Annotated in this window: 21 protein-coding genes and 1 riboswitch; of the genes, 17 read left to right on the top strand and 4 right to left on the bottom strand. The window is 51.1% G+C overall.

The window, feature by feature from the left end; translation table 11 throughout:
- Positions 1–11: 11 nt before the first annotated feature.
- The 12 genes from lptE to lipA all read left to right on the top strand — a co-directional run bounded on the left by lptE (position 12) and on the right by lipA (position 11202).
- Positions 12–566, top strand: a complete 555-nt coding sequence (gene lptE, locus Dpoa569_RS12875) for an LPS assembly lipoprotein LptE (protein WP_042869454.1) — start codon at positions 12–14, stop codon at positions 564–566.
- Entirely contained in the window at positions 563–1594 is a 1032-nt protein-coding gene (holA, locus tag Dpoa569_RS12880; RefSeq protein WP_042869452.1) for a DNA polymerase III subunit delta, read from the top strand. Before lptE ends, holA begins: the two co-directional genes overlap by 4 nt.
- A complete protein-coding gene (nadD, locus tag Dpoa569_RS12885; protein WP_050569423.1) occupies positions 1584–2258 on the top strand; it encodes a nicotinate-nucleotide adenylyltransferase in 675 nt (224 codons plus the stop codon). The genes holA and nadD overlap by 11 nt, the downstream gene beginning before the upstream one ends.
- Before the next feature lie 177 nt (positions 2259–2435).
- Positions 2436–2753 carry a ribosome silencing factor gene (gene rsfS, locus Dpoa569_RS12890; protein WP_042869449.1) on the top strand — a complete coding sequence of 106 codons (318 nt, stop codon included), beginning with the start codon at positions 2436–2438 and terminating at the stop codon, positions 2751–2753.
- A gap of 1 nt (position 2754) precedes the next feature.
- On the top strand, positions 2755–3225 hold the full coding sequence (rlmH, locus tag Dpoa569_RS12895) for a 23S rRNA (pseudouridine(1915)-N(3))-methyltransferase RlmH (protein ID WP_012883860.1): 471 nt from the start codon (positions 2755–2757) through the stop codon (positions 3223–3225).
- Positions 3226–3261: 36 nt separating this feature from the next.
- Positions 3262–5172, top strand: a complete 1911-nt coding sequence (gene mrdA / locus Dpoa569_RS12900; RefSeq protein WP_042869447.1) for a peptidoglycan DD-transpeptidase MrdA — start codon at positions 3262–3264, stop codon at positions 5170–5172.
- Positions 5173–5179: 7 nt separating this feature from the next.
- Positions 5180–6292: a peptidoglycan glycosyltransferase MrdB gene (gene mrdB / locus Dpoa569_RS12905; protein ID WP_042869445.1), complete on the top strand. Its 1113-nt coding sequence runs from the start codon at positions 5180–5182 to the stop codon at positions 6290–6292.
- A gap of 9 nt (positions 6293–6301) precedes the next feature.
- Positions 6302–7435, top strand: a complete 1134-nt coding sequence (rlpA, locus tag Dpoa569_RS12910; protein ID WP_042869443.1) for an endolytic peptidoglycan transglycosylase RlpA — start codon at positions 6302–6304, stop codon at positions 7433–7435.
- Positions 7436–7614: 179 nt separating this feature from the next.
- A complete protein-coding gene (gene dacA, locus Dpoa569_RS12915; RefSeq protein ID WP_042869441.1) occupies positions 7615–8826 on the top strand; it encodes a D-alanyl-D-alanine carboxypeptidase DacA in 1212 nt (403 codons plus the stop codon).
- Positions 8827–8960: 134 nt separating this feature from the next.
- Positions 8961–9224 (top strand): DUF493 family protein YbeD, encoded by a 264-nt coding sequence (gene ybeD / locus Dpoa569_RS12920; protein ID WP_042869439.1) that lies wholly within the window; start codon positions 8961–8963, stop codon positions 9222–9224.
- Between the two features lie 110 nt (positions 9225–9334).
- Positions 9335–10066 (top strand): lipoyl(octanoyl) transferase LipB, encoded by a 732-nt coding sequence (gene lipB / locus Dpoa569_RS12925; RefSeq protein WP_173024005.1) that lies wholly within the window; start codon positions 9335–9337, stop codon positions 10064–10066.
- Positions 10067–10236: 170 nt separating this feature from the next.
- Positions 10237–11202, top strand: coding sequence for a lipoyl synthase (gene lipA / locus Dpoa569_RS12930; protein WP_042869437.1), 966 nt, complete (start codon positions 10237–10239; stop codon positions 11200–11202).
- Positions 11203–11306: 104 nt separating this feature from the next.
- Here lipA and tatE read toward each other — a convergent pair whose 3' ends face one another.
- Both tatE and Dpoa569_RS12940 read right to left on the bottom strand, forming a co-directional pair.
- Positions 11307–11516 (bottom strand): twin-arginine translocase subunit TatE, encoded by a 210-nt coding sequence (gene tatE, locus Dpoa569_RS12935; RefSeq protein ID WP_042869435.1) that lies wholly within the window; start codon positions 11514–11516, stop codon positions 11307–11309.
- A 168-nt stretch (positions 11517–11684) separates the two neighbouring features.
- On the bottom strand, positions 11685–12473 hold the full coding sequence (locus tag Dpoa569_RS12940; RefSeq protein ID WP_042873841.1) for a deaminated glutathione amidase: 789 nt from the start codon (positions 12471–12473) through the stop codon (positions 11685–11687).
- An 84-nt stretch (positions 12474–12557) separates the two neighbouring features.
- Positions 12558–12619, top strand: a riboswitch (Fluoride riboswitch).
- A 66-nt stretch (positions 12620–12685) separates the two neighbouring features.
- Between Dpoa569_RS12940 and crcB the strand changes: the two genes are divergently transcribed.
- Complete coding sequence (crcB, locus tag Dpoa569_RS12945; RefSeq protein WP_042869433.1) at positions 12686–13069, top strand: fluoride efflux transporter CrcB; 384 nt, start codon at positions 12686–12688, stop codon at positions 13067–13069.
- A 64-nt stretch (positions 13070–13133) separates the two neighbouring features.
- Here crcB and cspE read toward each other — a convergent pair whose 3' ends face one another.
- Positions 13134–13343: a transcription antiterminator/RNA stability regulator CspE gene (cspE, locus tag Dpoa569_RS12950; protein ID WP_009113827.1), complete on the bottom strand. Its 210-nt coding sequence runs from the start codon at positions 13341–13343 to the stop codon at positions 13134–13136.
- Positions 13344–14361: 1018 nt separating this feature from the next.
- Here cspE and Dpoa569_RS12955 point away from each other — a divergent pair.
- From Dpoa569_RS12955 to Dpoa569_RS12970, 4 genes are read left to right on the top strand one after another with little or no spacing between them, the layout of a single operon-like run.
- Positions 14362–14745, top strand: a complete 384-nt coding sequence (locus Dpoa569_RS12955; RefSeq protein ID WP_146411421.1) for an ArsC family reductase — start codon at positions 14362–14364, stop codon at positions 14743–14745.
- The gene (dapE, locus tag Dpoa569_RS12960; protein WP_042869426.1) at positions 14726–15853 is read left to right on the top strand and encodes a succinyl-diaminopimelate desuccinylase; all 1128 of its coding nucleotides are present in this window, start codon (positions 14726–14728) and stop codon (positions 15851–15853) included. Before Dpoa569_RS12955 ends, dapE begins: the two co-directional genes overlap by 20 nt.
- Positions 15850–16533, top strand: coding sequence for a M15 family metallopeptidase (locus tag Dpoa569_RS12965; protein WP_146411424.1), 684 nt, complete (start codon positions 15850–15852; stop codon positions 16531–16533). Before dapE ends, Dpoa569_RS12965 begins: the two co-directional genes overlap by 4 nt.
- A 32-nt stretch (positions 16534–16565) precedes the next feature.
- Positions 16566–16754 carry a YpfN family protein gene (locus Dpoa569_RS12970; protein WP_042869424.1) on the top strand — a complete coding sequence of 63 codons (189 nt, stop codon included), beginning with the start codon at positions 16566–16568 and terminating at the stop codon, positions 16752–16754.
- Positions 16755–16859: 105 nt separating this feature from the next.
- Here the strand turns inward: Dpoa569_RS12970 and ypfH are convergent, their stop codons facing one another.
- Positions 16860–17546: an esterase gene (gene ypfH / locus Dpoa569_RS12975; RefSeq protein WP_042869422.1), complete on the bottom strand. Its 687-nt coding sequence runs from the start codon at positions 17544–17546 to the stop codon at positions 16860–16862.
- Between the last annotated feature and the right edge of the window lie 251 nt (positions 17547–17797).

Below are 17797 nucleotides of genomic sequence, written 5' to 3' on the forward strand. Positions count from 1 at the left end.
AAGGAGGTACTGTGCGACACCCGTTTCTAACGCTGGTGCTGGGGCTGGCGGTCTTAATGACCGCCAGTTGCGGTTTTCATCTACGCGGCACGACTCAACTCCCCACGCAGTTGCATAATCTGATTCTAGATAGCGGCGATCCCTATGGCCCGACGACCAGAGCTATTCGTGAGCAGTTGCGTCTTAACAATATCCAGGTGTCTGAAGACACCAAACGCAAGGACATTCCGTCACTGCGTTATCTGGGCGAAACCCTGTCACGCAGCACGGTCTCAATTTTCCAGGACGGAAAAACGGCAGAGTATCAATTTGTTATGGAGCTGAAAGCACAAGTGCTGATTCCAGGGGACGATATTTATCCACTGAATGTGACGGTTTTCCGTTCCTTCTTTGATAATCCACTCGCGGCCTTAGCTAAAGAGGCCGAACAGGAGATTATCCTGCAGGAAATGCGTCAACAGGCAGCTCAGCAACTGGTGCGTAAGCTATTGACCATCAAAGGCAGCCAGAACATAAAAAGCAATCAGCAAGCGACTGCTAAGAATGTGACTCCGGCGCACCAATGATTCGTCTCTATCCCGAACAACTCACCGCGCAGCTCCATGAGGGGCTGCGCGGTTGCTATCTGTTGTTTGGCAATGAACCGTTATTGCTGCAAGAAAGCCAGGATCAGATCCGTACTATCGCCCGTCAGCAGGATTTTCTGGAGCATTTCAGTTTCACGCTGGATAACAGCACCGACTGGGATGCCATTTTTTCTACCTGTCAGGCACTCAGTTTGTTCGCCTCCCGCCAGACCCTGTTATTGATACTGCCAGACACCGGTCCCGGCGCCCCTGCCAGCGAGCAACTGGTCAAGCTCTCCACATTGCTACATTCCGATATTCTGTTGATAGTAAGAGGCAGTAAGCTCTCTAAAGCACAGGAAAACAGCGCCTGGTTTAAAGCGTTGTCACAGCAGGGCGTGTACGTTCCTTGTATGACGCCCGAACAGGAACAGCTTCCCCGTTGGGTAGCGCAACGCGCTAAACACATGAAACTGGAACTGGATGACGCCGCCAGCCAGCTAATTTGCTACTGTTATGAAGGAAATATGCTGGCGTTAGTACAGGCGCTGGAGCGATTATCGCTGCTGTATCCGGACAGCAAACTGACGTTGCCGCGAGTCGAACAAGCAGTGAATGATGCTGCTCACTTTACGCCATTCCACTGGCTGGATGCGCTTCTCGGCGGCAAAAGCAAGCGAGCATGGCACATTTTGCAGCAATTACGTCTGGAAGATTGCGAACCGGTTATCCTGCTGCGCACCGTACAGCGGGAATTATTGCTGTTGCTACAGCTAAAACGGCACATGGCAACCACACCGTTGCGCACCCTGCTTGACCAGCACAAGATATGGCAAAACCGTCGGCCACTATTGACGCAGGCGTTGCAACGCCTGTCGTTGACGCAATTACAGCAAGCGATTACCCTGCTGAGCCGACTGGAGATCACTCTGAAGCAAAATTATGGGCAACCGGTCTGGGCCGAACTGGAAACGCTGTCGATGATATTGTGCGGTAAAGCGCTGCCTGACAGCCTGCTTGAGGTATAGCGATTTGTCGACATCCCCGGTTACCCTTCCTCTGACCGCCTACTTTGGCGGCACGTTTGACCCGATTCACTATGGACATCTGCGTCCAGCCGCTGCGCTGGCGCAGGAAACCGGCCTTCAGCATGTTATTCTGCTGCCTAATAACGTACCGCCACACCGAGAACAGCCAGAAGCCAGCGCGACCCAGCGCAAAACCATGGTCGAACTGGCGATACGCGGTAATCCGTTGTTTCAGGTCGATGATCGTGAATTGCAGCGCGCTACGCCGTCGTACACCATTGATACGCTGGAAACGCTGCGCGTTGAAAAAGGCGACAGTGCGCCTCTGGCATTCATTATTGGTCAGGACTCACTGCTGACGTTGCATCGCTGGCATCGCTGGCAGGAAATACTGGATTACTGTCATCTGCTGGTGTGTGCCCGCCCTGGCTATCGTCGGCCATTGGATACCGCCGAGCTAGAGTCCTGGCTGGCCGACCACCAGACCGATGATGCTAAACAGTTACACCGCCAGCGTCATGGGCTGATTTACCTCGCCCATACGCCGCTCGTGTCGATTTCGGCCACTGAAATCCGTCAGCGTCGGCAACAGGGCATCGACTGCCATGACCTGTTGCCTGAAAGTGTGCTGAAGTACATTGACACACAAGGACTCTACCTATAGCTACGCGTCGATACCACTCACTATAAGGCCGTGATATACTCCGCCGCTGGTTTCAGCCGCAGGAAAATCATCTGCCCTGCCGCCGCACTTTCATAGCGGAGAAACGGCTGTTCTCACTGATGCCACCAAGCCAGTCCGCGTAACCGGCTGATTAACCACTTATCAAAGGGGGAACCTTTGCAAGGCCAAGCACTCCAAGATTTCGTTATTGATAAACTAGACGATTTGAAAGGTCAGGATATCGTAACCCTTGATGTAAAAGGGAAATCCAATATCACTGACTGCATGATTATTTGCACTGGTACATCCAGCCGTCATGTCACCTCCATCGCCGATCATGTTGTGCAGGAATCCCGCGCTGCCGGGCTGATGCCACTGGGCGTTGAAGGCGAAAACGACGCCGATTGGGTAGTGGTAGACCTCGGTGATGTGATCGTACATGTGATGCAGGAAGAAAGCCGCCACCTGTACGAACTGGAAAAACTCTGGGGCTGATATGAAGCTGCAACTGGTCGCCGTCGGTACCAAGATGCCTGACTGGGTGCAGACAGGTTTTACCGATTATCTTCGCCGATTTCCTAAAGACATGCCGTTTGAACTAGTAGAGATTCCGGCAGGTAAGCGTGGGAAAAACGCAGATATCAAACGGATTCTGGAACGCGAAGGCGAATTGATGCTGGCAGCCGTAGGTAAAGGCAACCGTATCGTGACGCTGGATATTCCTGGCTCACGCTGGGAAACGCCACAGTTGGCGCAACAGCTGGAACGCTGGAAACAGGACGGACGCGACATCAGCCTGCTGATTGGCGGCCCGGAAGGGCTGGCACCTCAATGCAAGGCTGCTGCGGAGCAAAGTTGGTCGCTATCGCCACTCACGCTGCCGCATCCGCTGGTGCGCGTATTGGTGGCGGAAAGTTTGTACCGAGCCTGGAGCATTACCACTAATCATCCTTACCATCGGGAGTAAGGCAGATGACGAACCCTGTGAAGTAGCAATCGCTGGATGAACATAGAACGTAAACCCTTTCGTGACTATACGGCTGAAGCAGCCCTATTTGTACGCCGGGCGCTGGTCGCGTTCCTGGGTATTCTGCTGCTAAGCGGTATTCTGGTGGCTAACCTATACCACCTGCAGGTTTTACGTTTTGACGATTATCGTACCCGCTCGAACGAAAACCGTATCAAACTGGTGCCGATTGCCCCCAGCCGCGGCATCATCTATGACCGCAACGGCACCCCTCTGGCACTCAACCGCACCATCTACCAGTTGGAACTGATTCCCGAAAAGGTCAACAATCTGGAAGAGACCTTGCAGGCGCTCAAATCAGTCATCGACCTGACTGATGAAGATATTGATAACTTTAGAAAAGAGCGTAAGCGCTCACGCCGTTTCACTTCCATCCCGGTCAAAACCGGTCTGACCGAAGTGCAGGTGGCGAGCTTTGCCGTCAACCAGTACCGTTTCCCCGGTGTGGAAGTCAAAGGTTACCAACGCCGTTACTATCCTTACGGTGCTGCCCTGACCCATGTCATCGGCTATGTTTCCAAAATCAACGATAAAGATCTGGAACGGCTCGATCAGGAAGGTAAGCTGGCAGACTACGCAGCGACTCACGACATCGGCAAACTCGGCATCGAGCGCTATTACGAAGATGTGCTGCATGGCAAACCGGGCTATGAAGAAGTGGAAGTCAATAACCGTGGCCGCGTGATCCGTCAGTTGCACGAGCAGCCTCCACAGGCCGGTAAAGATATCACCCTGACGCTGGATCTCAATCTCCAGCTTTATATCGAAAAACTACTGACGGGCAGCCGTGCCGCTGTAGTAGTGACCGACCCGAAAGAGGCGTCTATTCTGGCAATGGTCTCTACACCCAGCTATGACCCGAACCTGTTTGTGGACGGCATTTCCAGTAAGACTTACCACGCCTTGCTAAATGATCCTAACCGCCCACTTATCAACCGCGCGACGCAAGGGGTTTATCCACCTGCTTCTACCGTCAAACCTTATATTGCCGTGTCTGCGCTCAGTTCCGGAGTCATCACTCCTTATACATCGCTATTCGACCCTGGTTGGTGGCAACTGCCTGGTTCAGAAAAACGTTTTCGTGACTGGAAAAAATGGGGACATGGCCGTTTAAACCTGACCAAATCACTGGAAGAGTCTGCTGATACCTTCTTCTATCAGGTTGCCTATGACATGGGGATTGACCGTTTGTCGGAATGGATGAACAAATTTGGTTACGGGCAGCGAACAGGGATTGATTTGTCTGACAAAGAAGAAAGTCCAGGCATCATGCCGACGCGTGAATGGAAAATGAAGCGTTATAAAAAACCCTGGTACCAAGGGGATACCATTCCTGTCGGCATCGGTCAGGGTTACTGGACCGCAACACCGATTCAAATGCTCAAGGCGCTGACTACGCTTATTAATGACGGTCAGGTGAAAACACCACACCTGCTCAACAGCACACAGGAAAATAATACTCAGGTGCCATACCGTCAATCGCAACACCAGCAAATCGGTGATATCCGCTCTGGTTACTGGGAGATTGTCAAAGACGGCATGTACGGCGTAGCCAACCGCCCTAACGGCACTGCCCACAAGTTCTTCGCTGACGCGCCATATAAGATTGCCGCCAAATCAGGTACGGCACAGGTCTTCGGCCTGAAGGAAAACGAAACCTATAACGCAAACCGGATTGCCGAGCGACTGCGCGACCACAAACTGATGGTGGCATTCGCCCCTTACAACAATCCGAAAGTCGCCATGTCCATCATTCTGGAAAACGGCGGTGCAGGGCCAGCCATCGGGACCATTGTGCGTCAGATCCTCGACCATATTATGCTGGGCGACAACAATACCAACCTGCCGGATGCGCCGCCGTCGCCGCCGGGCAGTGAAACCGAGTAGAGACACCATGACAGACAGTCAACAAAAAGGCTCAATCTGGACCAAAATGCACATTGACCTGCCTTTCCTTCTGTGTGTAATGGCGTTGCTGGGCTATAGCCTGTTCGTCATGTGGAGCGCCAGCGGACAGGACATCGGCATGATGGAGCGAAAAGCGGCCCAATGCGTGTTGGGGCTGGTCGTCATGATAGGCATGGCGCAAATTCCGCCGCGAGTCTATGAGAGCTGGGCACCTTACCTGTACATTTTCTGTTTTATTCTGTTGGTCATGGTGGATGTCTTTGGTCAGATCAGTAAAGGGGCGCAGCGCTGGCTCGACTTAGGCGTGGTGCGTTTCCAGCCATCGGAAATTGCCAAAATCGCCGTGCCGCTGATGGTAGCTCGCTACATCAACCGCGACATGTGCCCGCCGTCGCTAAAAAATACCGGTATCGCACTGGTGTTGACCTTCGCCCCTACCATGCTGGTAGCCGCACAACCAGACCTTGGCACCGCTATCCTGATTTGTGCGTCTGGTCTGTTCGTCCTGTTCCTTGCTGGCATGAGCTGGCGGTTGATAGCGATTGCCGCCATTTTGCTGGCCGCATTCATTCCCGTGCTCTGGTTCTTCCTGATGCATGATTATCAACGCGACCGTATCATGATGCTGCTTGATCCAGAAACCGACCCGCTCGGCGCAGGCTACCATATTATTCAGTCGAAGATTGCTATCGGCTCCGGAGGCCTCTCTGGCAAAGGCTGGCTGCAAGGAACTCAGTCGCAGTTAGAATTTTTGCCGGAACGTCATACCGATTTCATTTTTGCCGTGCTGGCAGAAGAGTTAGGACTTATCGGCGTGCTGATCCTGCTGGCGCTCTATCTGTTCCTGATCATGCGTGGACTGGTGATTGCCGCCAATGCCCAAACATCGTTTGGCCGGGTGATGGTCGGTGGCCTGATGCTGATCTTTTTCGTGTATGTGTTTGTTAACATCGGCATGGTGAGTGGTATTCTGCCGGTGGTCGGCGTGCCATTACCGCTGGTCAGTTATGGCGGGTCGGCGCTGGTGGTCTTGATGGCGGGATTCGGTATCGTGATGTCGATACACACTCACCGCAAAATGTTATCCAAGAATTTATAGAGGTGAGCAATGCGTAAGGATTGGGTTTGGATTGGTGCGATCAGCCTGGCTCTGGCAGGTTGTGCCGTGACGGAGCAACCTCAGACTCACTCACCGCAGGCCACGACATACAACGGCCCGGTGGAAGAAATCGGCGGCGTGGAGCCGCGTTACGAACCATTTAACCCCGCCAACATGCAGGATTACAGCATGAATGGCAAAACCTATCATATTGTCAAAAATCCGGAAAACTTCAGTGAAAGCGGGTTCGCCGCCTGGCATGATCGCGAGTCTGTCGGCAACCGCACAGCAACCGGTGAAGAATTTGATGTCAATGCCATGGCCGCCGCTCACCCTACCCTGCCAATCCCCAGTTATGTGCGTGTAACCAACCTCAGTAATGGCCGCCGACTGGTGGTTCGCATCAATGATCGTGGACCTTATACGCCGGGCAGAATCATCGATCTGACTAAAGGCGCGGCAGACCGCCTTAACTTGTCTAACAACACCAAGGTGAAAGTAGATTTCATCAACGTCGCGCCGGACGGCTCGCTTTCAGGACCAGGAACCATCGGCACCCGTGTTGCCAAACAGAGTTTTGCCTTACCGTCACGCCCGACGCTGGGTTCCAGCGGTCTGGGAACGCCGATGATGGAAAGCGCACCGCCAACCGCAGCCCCAGTGAAACCAATCAGTAATGCTACGTTGGCTCCATCATCAAATAGTGGCAACAGCATCGTTAGCGGCACTACGTCGGTCAATAGCGCTGGCTCATCGACCACAGGCAGTTTCCTCGGTGCGCCTAAGCCATTGCCCAGCGGCGTACTGGAAGGGTCGGAACCGGTCTCAACGCATTCAGCACCGGTTGCCGTAGCGCCGGTTGCCGCACCATCACGCCCATTGTCACAATCAGCCATCCCAGCCGGTTCCGGCAACATTGTGGTACAAGTCGGCGCACTGAGTGACCAACAACGAGCGCAAACCTGGCTCAAGAGCCTGAACGAACGTTTTCGCGTTCCCGGAAAAATCACTCTGAATAACGGCTTGTACCGAATTCAGTTAGGCCCATTCCAGAGCCGTCAGCAAGCTGTCGACCTGCAACAGCGCCTTTCCAGCGAAGCGCAGCAACCGTCATTTGTCACTACCGTGTCTGGTGCACAGTAACGAATTTACAGTCGAAAGAGGGATAAATTCCCTCTTTCTTTATCCACACAAGCGATAACCATGTCGCCTTCGGTGATCGGCAAAATCGCGTAACGCATTGTCTGGTGCCGCCCCGATTTTCATCTGCTATAGTGTGGCTCGTTTTTTAACTTATACCCACGGATGTTGTTGTTCCAATCATGAAAACAGTAATCACGTCTTGTTTTACCAAACGTATTGCGCTCGGCACCTTGCTCGCCATTAGTGCATCCACATTCGCCTACGCAGACGACATTAATCTGAAAACCATGATTCCTGCCGTCCCGGATATTGATGCCGAAGCGTACATCCTGATTGATTACAACTCAGGTAAAGTACTGGCGGAAAAGAACGCCGACACCCGTCGCAACCCTGCCAGCCTGACCAAAATGATGACCAGTTATGTAATCGGTCAGGCGATTAAATCCGGAAAAATCAGCCCGAACGACGTCGTAACGATTGGCAAAGATGCCTGGGCTACCGGCAACCCTGATTTTCAGGGTTCCTCACTGATGTTCCTCAAACCGGGTGATCGAGTGCCGGTTTATTTGCTGAACAAAGGGATTATTCTGCAATCCGGCAACGATGCCTGTGTAGCCATGGCAGATTACGTGGCAGGCAGTCAGGATGCGTTCGTCAACCTGATGAATGGTTACGTCAAGGCATTGGGATTGCAGAATACCAACTTCAAAACCGTTCATGGTCTGGATGCGGAAGGACAATTCAGTTCAGCCCGTGACATGGCACTGATTGGTCAGGCGTTGATTCGTGATGTACCGGACGAATACGCAACCTATAAAGAGAAAGAATTTACCTTCAACAATATCCGCCAGTTGAACCGCAATGGCCTGTTGTGGGATAGCAGCCTGGCTGTTGATGGCATCAAAACCGGCCACACGTCATCTGCCGGTTACAATCTGGTAGCCTCTGCAACCGAAGGCCAGATGCGCCTGATCTCCGCGGTTCTGGGAGGGCGTACTTTCAAAGGGCGTGAAGCAGAAAGTAAAAAACTACTGACCTGGGGTTTCCGCTTCTTTGAAACCGTAGCGCCGCTGAAAACCGGTAAAGAATTTGCATCCGAACCGGTCTGGTTCGGCAATAGTGATCGGGTATCGTTGGGTGTGGATAAAGATGTTTACATCACTATCCCACGCGGTCGCATGAAAGATCTGAAAGCCAGTTATGTTCTCACCAATACAGAGCTACATGCGCCACTGGCTAAAAACCAAGTGGTCGGTACTATTAACTTCCAACTGGATGGCAAGGTGATCGACCAGCGTCCACTGGTAGTGATGAACGAAGTCAAAGAAGGCGGTATCTTCGGACGTCTGTTCGATTACATCAAATTGATGTTCCACCGCTGGTTCAGTTGATCCCCCTTGAATCCTGAGCAATCACCCTTATGTTGCTCACTTAAGGATTGATCGACCATCTTTAAGTCATACTTAACACTCCCGCTTCGGCGGGAGTAATAATTTCTGTGTTAATGAATAACTCTGGAGTCACCATGAAAACCAAACTCAACGAATTGCTTGAATTTCCATGCTCATTTACCTACAAGGTCATGGGGCTGGCAAAACCGGAGCTGGTAGATCAGGTTGTGGAAGTGGTTCAGCGCCATGCTCCCGGTGACTACACCCCACAAGTTAAGCCCAGCACCAAAGGCAACTACCATTCAGTGTCGATCACTATCATCGCCACCCATATTGAGCAGGTTGAGACACTGTACGAAGAACTGGGAAATATTGATATCGTGCGTGTAGTACTGTAATGCGCCCGACTCTCCGACCTTGTCTCCTTTATCCGGAGACAAGTAAGGAAACCGCTATTCGCTCCAGCATCCCCCCGCTATAATTACGTTTATTTCTTCTTCACCCGACGATGACACTTTTGCAACAGGATACGATCATAGTACGTGACACGATCATCGTGCGCCAGTTGGGCGTACAGCCTTACGAACCGGTGTCGCAGGCTATGCACACTTTTACCGAGCAACGGGACAGCAACAGTCTTGATGAGTTATGGCTGGTGCAGCATCTGCCCGTTTTCACTCAGGGACAAGCGGGAAAAGCCGAACACGTGCTGATGCCCGGCAATATTCCGGTGATTCAGAGTGATCGCGGTGGCCAGGTTACGTATCACGGTCCAGGTCAACAGGTCATGTATGTGCTTGTTGATATCAAACGCCGTAAGGTTGGCGTACGCCAGTTGGTAACCGCTATCGAGAATACCGTCGTTAATACACTGGCACATTTTGCGATTGATGCGCACGCCCGTCCCGATGCTCCCGGCGTCTATGTCGGTGAGCGTAAAATTTGTTCACTGGGCTTACGTATCCGCCATGGTTGTTCATTCCATGGTCTGGCACTGAACATTGCCATGGACCTGTCTCCTTTCCTGCGCATCAATCCTTGTGGCTATGCCGGCATGAGCATGACCCAGCTCAGTGAACTGGCTCCCGACGCAACGTTGACTAACACGGCTCCAGTCATGGTGAAAGCGTTTATGGATCTGCTGGGCTACCAGCACCAGGAATGGTTGGACTGGAACTGGCCGCAGCAGGGAGAACCACACCCGCAAAGTACCGGGCATAGCGTAAGCTCAGGTCGTTAATTACATTTTATTTACATTGCTTCTGCATTTTGTTGCTCTGTGACTGCTCGCCAGAGCGCAAAGATGATATAATTTTGTGAGTTTTTTAAAAAAAATTTTAATAACTCACGTAATCCAATGAATTTTAGATAAATTCATAACAGCGATTCAGAACTGGAAATTACGCAACCATGAGTAAACCGATTCAGATCGAACGTGGCGTCAAATACCGCGATGCAGACAAAATGGCCCTGATCCCGGTGCGCACCGTCGCCACCGAGCGTCAGGAAATGCTCCGCAAACCAGAATGGATGAAGATAAAACTACCTGCGGATTCCAGCCGGATTCAGGGCATCAAGGACGCCATGCGCCGCAATGGTCTGCACTCGGTTTGCGAGGAAGCGTCCTGCCCTAACCTGGCGGAGTGTTTTAATCACGGTACCGCCACATTCATGATCCTTGGTGCCATTTGTACCCGCCGTTGTCCATTCTGCGATGTTGCCCATGGTCGCCCGCTGACACCCGATGCCAACGAGCCAGAAAAACTGGCTCAAACCATCCATGATATGGGGCTGCGCTACGTCGTCATCACATCGGTTGATCGCGACGATCTACGTGATGGCGGCGCTCAGCACTTTGCCGACTGCATCAGCGCGATACGTCGTAAAAACCCAAGCATCAGAATCGAAACGCTGGTGCCGGATTTTCGTGGTCGTATGGATCGTGCGTTGGATATTCTGACTACCACGCCGCCAGACGTGTTTAACCATAACCTTGAGAACGTGCCGCGCCTCTATCGTCAGGTTCGTCCAGGTGCCGATTATGAATGGTCGCTGAAATTATTGGAGAAATTCAAAGCAATCCATCCGACTATTCCGACCAAATCCGGCCTGATGGTAGGTCTGGGTGAAACCAATAATGAAATTCTGGACGTAATGCGCGATCTGCGTCGTCATGGTGTAACCATGTTAACGCTGGGGCAATACCTGCAACCGAGTCGTCACCATCTGCCAGTGCAGCGTTATGTGCCGCCGGAAGAATTTGAAGAAATGAAAGCAGAAGCTCTGGCAATGGGCTTTACCCATGCGGCCTGCGGCCCATTCGTTCGTTCTTCTTATCATGCGGATCTGCAAGCCAAAGGGATTGAAGTGAAATAGTGGGCTATCGTCTACAACGCTTGTCTTACCAAAATCATAAAAGACACAAAAAGCGGATGGGCAAAACCCTCCGCTTTTTGTTTGGTACCTGTCAGCGTACGCGATTATTCTTTAGGGCGATTTTCGCTGATAGCAGTATGATGTTCATCCTGAGCGGAAGATTTCGCCGCTGGCTGATCATCATTCATAGCTTTCTTAAAGCCTTTGATAGCCGCTCCCAGATCACCACCCAGACTGCGCAGTTTATTGGTGCCGAACAACAGAACAATCAAGGCGCCAATTACTAAAAGCTTGGCAATACTGATACCTTCCATACATACCTACCTGATAATGTGAACTGAAAAAGCCAAGTTGCGCTTTAATTCATTTCTTTGTAAATCGATCTACCGGATAAGACAATGGTACTTTGTAACAAAGTAAGATGCCATCATCAGTCGCTGCTTTTTATCCGATACCAATAATACCAATAAATAGCCTTGCTGTTATCTTAATACAGGCGGCTTGAAGCGATTGTGATGTAGAACAGGTAACTGGTGACGAACAGCTTGAATACGCTCCAGCGTCAACTCCGCCAACAACAATTCAGGTTGCTCGGCAGCCTGAGCAATGATGATGCCCATTGGGTCCACCACCATGCTATTGCCAATATTCCTGTCGCTACACTCTCCTGTTGCCACCAGATAACAGGTATTCTCCAACGCCCGCGTTCGAGCCAGCAACGCCCAGTGCGACTCCTTGTGCGGACCTTTCACCCAGGCAGCCGGCACCACCAGTACATCGGCACCGCTGACCGCCAGTTGGCGCGCCATCTCGGCAAAACGGATGTCGTAGCATACCATTAACCCGACACGCATTCCCGCAATCTCTACCACTGGTGGTAACGATATGCCCGGCGTCACCCGGCGGGATTCTTGTACCGTAAAAGCGTCATATAAATGCAGCTTATGGTAATGAGCCAGGATTTCGCCGCGTCGAATAACCAGCAATGTATTGTGCACACGACCATCTGCAGCCGGGGTATGCAGGGTAAATACCATGCTGAGATCCAGCGACTGGCTGGCAGCCAGCAGTTGACTAACAAAAGGGCCGTTTATCGGCTGAGCGCACCCCACGCCCCATTCCGGGTCCGAATTATCACGAGCCAACACTGCTTCTGGCAGCACCAGCAAATCAGCCCCTGCGGACACAGCCTGATCCATTAATGTTATGCAGATCTGGGCATTGTCTTGCCATAGACGCTGTACTGCAAATTGGCCGAGCGCTACTTTCATATCATGCTCCTTCATAACCAGCAGATACATTTAGTAAAACTACCACCGCTACAAAAAACACCAGCATGTGGGTAAACTCTTGTCGCCAGTAACGGAGATGACATTCCTCCATAACCGCCCTTTCGGCTGATGATGTCTGCAAATTCACTCAATCGGCATCGCACATGCCCTTTCGAGAGTAGCCTAACTTACCCCTGAATGAAAAGGTGACTATGTACAGTACGTTACTTGCTGTTTTTATTGGTGGTGGCATTGGCAGCGTTGCACGCTGGCAATTAAGCGTACGCTTTAATACGTTGTTTCCCCAGATCCCCGCCGGCACATTGCTGGCAAACCTGCTCGGCGCCTTCATTATTGGTGCGGCTATGGGGTATTTCGTGCGCCAACCTGACCTCCCTCCCCACTGGAAGCTGTTACTCACAACCGGTTTCTGCGGTGGTCTGACAACGTTCTCTACGTTTTCCTACGAGATGGTGACGTTGCTGCAAAGTGGCGAATGGGCCGCAGCACTGTTCAATTTACTGATAAATGTGCTTGGCTCACTGATGATGACGGCGCTGGCGTTTGCGCTTATGGGCTGGCTGAGTGCCCACTGAGGAAGGTAGATAAATACAAAATAAAAACCCGCCATAAGGCGGGTTTTTTAGGAAATCGGTATAATTAAATAGCGATAACGTTAGCAGCAGAAGGTCCTTTAGCGCCGCTGGTGATTTCAAACTCTACACGCTGACCTTCAGCCAAGGTTTTGAAACCGTTGCTCTGGATAGCAGAAAAGTGAACGAACACGTCTTTGCTGCCATCTTCCGGAGTAATGAAACCGAATCCTTTGGACTCATTAAACCACTTAACGCTACCTTTAATCTTAGACATCAAACTTACCTTTACATGAATGAACGACACAAAATCTGTGTCAAATACAGTACAGCAAGTAGCGGCGCATTTGTCCAGCCGAACATCATCAAAAAGTGATAAAACATGATAAAAAAGCGAACTGACTCCATTCACCCCACAGATTTATCAGTCTCGACCACATTTTAACATTCAGGATCTATCAGAATAGTTGCAATTAGCTCAGCCAGCAGGAACACGGGAAGTCCGACAACCACTATGCAACGTATGTTAGAAGGGCAACACAATAGATTCCCTATAGGTGAGCACAGCGATTAGACCAAAGCGTAACGAATCGTGGGGATAGTAGGTACTGCCTATGTTCAAAATGACAGGAAAAATACTGGAGAGACAGTTTCCAGATCATACCTGTACAAGTAACAACCAATACGAATAATAGCCTCTTTTATTTATTCAGGTTTCCTCATTTAACCATCAGTCTCCACGCTGGCGGTCAGAAAAACATGAGAAAAAAATAGCGACACTCATCACAAAAATGAGAAGAAAAAAACAGGGTAAAATGCGGGAATGTACGTATAACACAACCACCTTAAGCAAAAATTAATTTTTAAAAATCAGGCCATTAAAAACATAACGAGCAACATAAAAAAAGCAGCAACCCGTAGGTTGCTGCTTTGGCGGTGCTCAATAAGGGACCTGGTGACTAATGACAGTAAATAAATTTGTACTAGTCTAAATACATCAGCAATTACTTACGCAGCATTGCGTCGATGAAGCTTTTCCAGTTGTTGAGTTCAATCTCGATCATGATAGTAACCTCGTAAGCTTTTTGTTGTCTTGCAGGGTTATTATACGCTTCTTTTTTGACCAAGATAAAGGCCTTGGGGCGCAGAAATGTGCTCTCCTTCGCATTTCTGCAATATCACCAATCAATCCAACCCTATGATTTCTTAAGATAATTTTAATAAAATGCCGTATATCGCCTTTATAAGGTATGCTTTTTTTCCTTAAAACATGAAAAATAACGGATTTAAAACATATGGCCATCATCCTGTACGGCATTAAGAATTGCGATACCATAAAAAAGGCGCGACGTTGGTTGGAAGACCATAAAATCGATTACCGTTTTCATGATTACCGCATAGATGGGTTGAACATAGAGCGCTTGCAATCCTTTATTGATGCCATTGGCTGGCAACCCTTGCTGAATACCCGCGGCACCACCTGGCGCAAACTGGAAGAGACGTATCGTAACACCATCACCAACGAAGCAGCGGCAAAAACTGTTATGCTGGAGCAACCCGCGTTGATCAAACGCCCATTGCTGGTAACCGATGACGGAAAAACGATGATCGGTTTCAGCGATGACAGCTATCAGCACTTTTTTACGGAGAACACCTCACATGTCCTGCCCGGTAATTGAACTGGCCCAGCAACTCATCAAACGCCCGTCCCTCAGCCCCGATGACGCCGGTTGTCAGGCGCTGATGATCGAACGTCTGCAAGCCATTGGTTTTAGCATCGAAAAGATGGACTTCGGCGATACCCAAAACTTCTGGGCCTGGCGTGGTCAGGGAAAGACACTGGCGTTTGCCGGTCACACCGATGTCGTGCCTGTTGGTAATCAAAGCCAATGGCAGACCCCACCGTTTGAACCCACTATCCGTGACGGCATGTTGTATGGTCGTGGTGCAGCAGACATGAAAGGCTCGTTGGCGGCAATGGTCGTAGCGGCGGAACGGTTTGTCGCGGCGCACCCTAATCATCAGGGACGCCTGGCATTTCTCATCACCTCTGACGAAGAAGCCAGTGCCGTCAACGGTACTGTCAAGGTTGTGGAAGCATTGATGGCGCGTCAGGAACGGCTGGACTACTGTCTGGTAGGCGAGCCGTCCAGTACCGAACGGGTTGGTGATGTGGTGAAAAATGGCCGGCGTGGTTCGATCACTGCCAATCTGCGGGTTCATGGCGTTCAGGGGCATGTCGCTTACCCGCATCTGGCAGACAATCCTGTGCACCGTGCTATGCCCGCACTGAATGAACTGGTGGAAACGGTCTGGGATCAGGGCAACGAATTTTTCCCACCTACCAGTATGCAGATAGCTAATATCAACGCAGGCACGGGGAGTAATAACGTGATTCCCGGCGAACTGTATGTCCAGTTCAATTTCCGTTTTAGCACTGAGCTGACCGATGAACTTATTAAAGCGCAGGTCAAAGCCTTGCTGGATCGCCACCAGCTCAACTACACGCTGGAATGGCAGTTGTCCGGTCATCCATTTTTGACAGGTCGCGGTGAACTGGTGGATGCAGTGGTCAACGCCGTTGAGCACTACAGTGAAATCACTCCGCAGCTCCTGACTACCGGTGGAACCTCTGATGGCCGATTTATCGCCCGTATGGGTTCGCAAGTGGTGGAACTGGGACCGGTCAATGCCACTATTCATAAAGTTGACGAGTGCGTCAGCGCTGCCGATCTGCAACTACTAAGCCGTATGTACCAACGCATTATGGAGCAATTGGTCGCATGATGTCCCCCGCCTGCCTGACTGGCAAAAGCGACAGCCATCTGGTGGTGCTAAGCAAATCGCATCGCCTGCAACCTGAAGCGGTCGCAGCGTTTACTGCCATGCAGCAGGCGGCGCGACAAGATGGCTTCAATCTACAACCTGCCAGTACATTTCGGGATTTCGAACGTCAACGTCACATCTGGAACGGCAAGTTCACCGGCCTGCGCCCACTGCTAGATCAGCACAGCCAGCCGATAGACGCGCTCACGCTGGACGAAGGCACGCGTTGCGAGGCAATCCTGCGTTGGTCGGCGTTACCGGGCAGCAGCCGTCACCACTGGGGCAGCGATCTGGATATCTATGACCCTGACCAATTGCCCGTCGGCCAAAAACTGCAACTGGAACCATGGGAATACCAGGCTGGTGGTTATTTTGCCGAACTTAGCGACTGGCTGACCGGGCACATGGCCGCTTTCGGCTTTTACCGCCCATTCGCTCAGGATAATGGCGGCGTAGCCATAGAACCCTGGCATCTCAGCTACGCGCCTCTGGCCCGGCTCGCCATGTCTCAGCTAACGCCTGAATGCATCTTACAAGCCTGGCAAGGGGAAGATATTGCTGGTCGACGCTGGCTGGAGCCAAACCTACCGATGTTGTTCCAGCGCTTTATACTGTCTGTTGATACGCAATGCATCCGCTGATACTGACTATCTGAATATAATGAGGAACGACCATGGGATGGCTGGCTGATTACTGGTGGGTGATACTGCTGGTACTACTGGGGATGCTGGTTAACGGCATCAAGGAACTGCGCCGTCTTGATCATAAGCGTTTTCTGCATAACAAACCACCGTTACCGCCGCACCGTGACAATAATGCACAGTGGGACGAAGACGACGATTGGCCGCAGAAAAAACCCTGACTCCGTCCCCTGAAAATATAGAAGGCCGGGAAACCTGAAGGTAACCCGGCCTTGTTATTTATGGCATTCGCCTTGTTGAGAGCTACAACCCCCGCTGTCAGTCCCTTAACGGAATGCCACCAGTTCACCGCGAGCGCCCATCACTGCCTCATCCCAGAAGCGTTTCGGGATGTAATGATGCAGCCGATCCAGTGCGCATTCCATCATGCGATTATCAATGGCGTGTCCCAGTTGCGGCACCAGATCCAGCGTAAAATCTGAGCCTTGCGCTCGCAAACTCTGTGCCGCCTGACGGGCATGATCCACTGTAATTACCGGATCTTCCTCGCCATGAATCAGGTGAACGACGATGTCATAAAACGGCTGATCCGGCAGAGCAGCAAAACGACCACTGAATGCGACAACTCGCCCGGCCAGATTCTTCTCCGCTTTCAGCGCTTCAAGGATCATAATCGTTCCTTGAGAAAAACCGATCAGCGCCGTGTGGGAATAGTCGATTCCCATCGTTTTCTGCCAGTAGCGTACAGTCTCGATAAAACGCGGCATAGCGGCGTTAACGCGGCGACCACGATTATCTTCTGTAACGTCTTGTACCGAAAACCACTGCCGTCCTTCGCCTAGCCCTACTGCTTCCGGGCCACCAACGCTGATAACCTGTGCCATAGGGAACGAGTCAGCAAAATAACGGCCAATTTGCCCCATGGAAACCGGATTGTCGCCTACGCCATGAAATAGTAAAAACAACTGCTTAGGTGCAGGTGGATTTTGCACCACAAAATAGTCATGCTTCATATCGCCTCTCCTGCGGTTACCTTCAGGGGAAACCGGCTATTTTCAAACGTGTTCAGTTGTCACTATACGCTCCTCGATAGCGGGTCAATATTGAGGTTTATTGAACAGGTTATTCCATTATCCTGTATCAGGATCAGTGTATATGAACGCAGAAAATCAGCTGGCCAAACCACAAATCGAACTACAAAATTGTGATCGCTACCACTTGAAATAAATTAGGAAAAGAAAACCACTTATTTCGATATAAAGAA

The sequence above is a fragment of the Dickeya poaceiphila genome, assembly GCF_007858975.2.
In the GTDB taxonomy this organism is placed as follows: domain Bacteria; phylum Pseudomonadota; class Gammaproteobacteria; order Enterobacterales; family Enterobacteriaceae; genus Dickeya; species Dickeya poaceiphila.

Coding starts and splice junctions, on each gene's coding strand:
- Dpoa569_RS12965 (WP_146411424.1), top strand. CDS start 15,850: ATGATGTCCCCCGCCTGCCTGACTGGCAAAAGCGACAGCCATCTGGTG.
- lipA (WP_042869437.1), top strand. CDS start 10,237: ATGAGTAAACCGATTCAGATCGAACGTGGCGTCAAATACCGCGATGCA.
- ybeD (WP_042869439.1), top strand. CDS start 8,961: ATGAAAACCAAACTCAACGAATTGCTTGAATTTCCATGCTCATTTACC.
- crcB (WP_042869433.1), top strand. CDS start 12,686: ATGTACAGTACGTTACTTGCTGTTTTTATTGGTGGTGGCATTGGCAGC.
- Dpoa569_RS12970 (WP_042869424.1), top strand. CDS start 16,566: ATGGGATGGCTGGCTGATTACTGGTGGGTGATACTGCTGGTACTACTG.
- cspE (WP_009113827.1), bottom strand. CDS start 13,343: ATGTCTAAGATTAAAGGTAGCGTTAAGTGGTTTAATGAGTCCAAAGGA.
- Dpoa569_RS12955 (WP_146411421.1), top strand. CDS start 14,362: ATGGCCATCATCCTGTACGGCATTAAGAATTGCGATACCATAAAAAAG.
- dapE (WP_042869426.1), top strand. CDS start 14,726: ATGTCCTGCCCGGTAATTGAACTGGCCCAGCAACTCATCAAACGCCCG.
- holA (WP_042869452.1), top strand. CDS start 563: ATGATTCGTCTCTATCCCGAACAACTCACCGCGCAGCTCCATGAGGGG.
- rlmH (WP_012883860.1), top strand. CDS start 2,755: ATGAAGCTGCAACTGGTCGCCGTCGGTACCAAGATGCCTGACTGGGTG.
- rlpA (WP_042869443.1), top strand. CDS start 6,302: ATGCGTAAGGATTGGGTTTGGATTGGTGCGATCAGCCTGGCTCTGGCA.
- tatE (WP_042869435.1), bottom strand. CDS start 11,516: ATGGAAGGTATCAGTATTGCCAAGCTTTTAGTAATTGGCGCCTTGATT.
- ypfH (WP_042869422.1), bottom strand. CDS start 17,546: ATGAAGCATGACTATTTTGTGGTGCAAAATCCACCTGCACCTAAGCAG.
- mrdB (WP_042869445.1), top strand. CDS start 5,180: ATGACAGACAGTCAACAAAAAGGCTCAATCTGGACCAAAATGCACATT.
- Dpoa569_RS12940 (WP_042873841.1), bottom strand. CDS start 12,473: ATGAAAGTAGCGCTCGGCCAATTTGCAGTACAGCGTCTATGGCAAGAC.
- mrdA (WP_042869447.1), top strand. CDS start 3,262: ATGAACATAGAACGTAAACCCTTTCGTGACTATACGGCTGAAGCAGCC.
- dacA (WP_042869441.1), top strand. CDS start 7,615: ATGAAAACAGTAATCACGTCTTGTTTTACCAAACGTATTGCGCTCGGC.
- lipB (WP_173024005.1), top strand. CDS start 9,335: ATGACACTTTTGCAACAGGATACGATCATAGTACGTGACACGATCATC.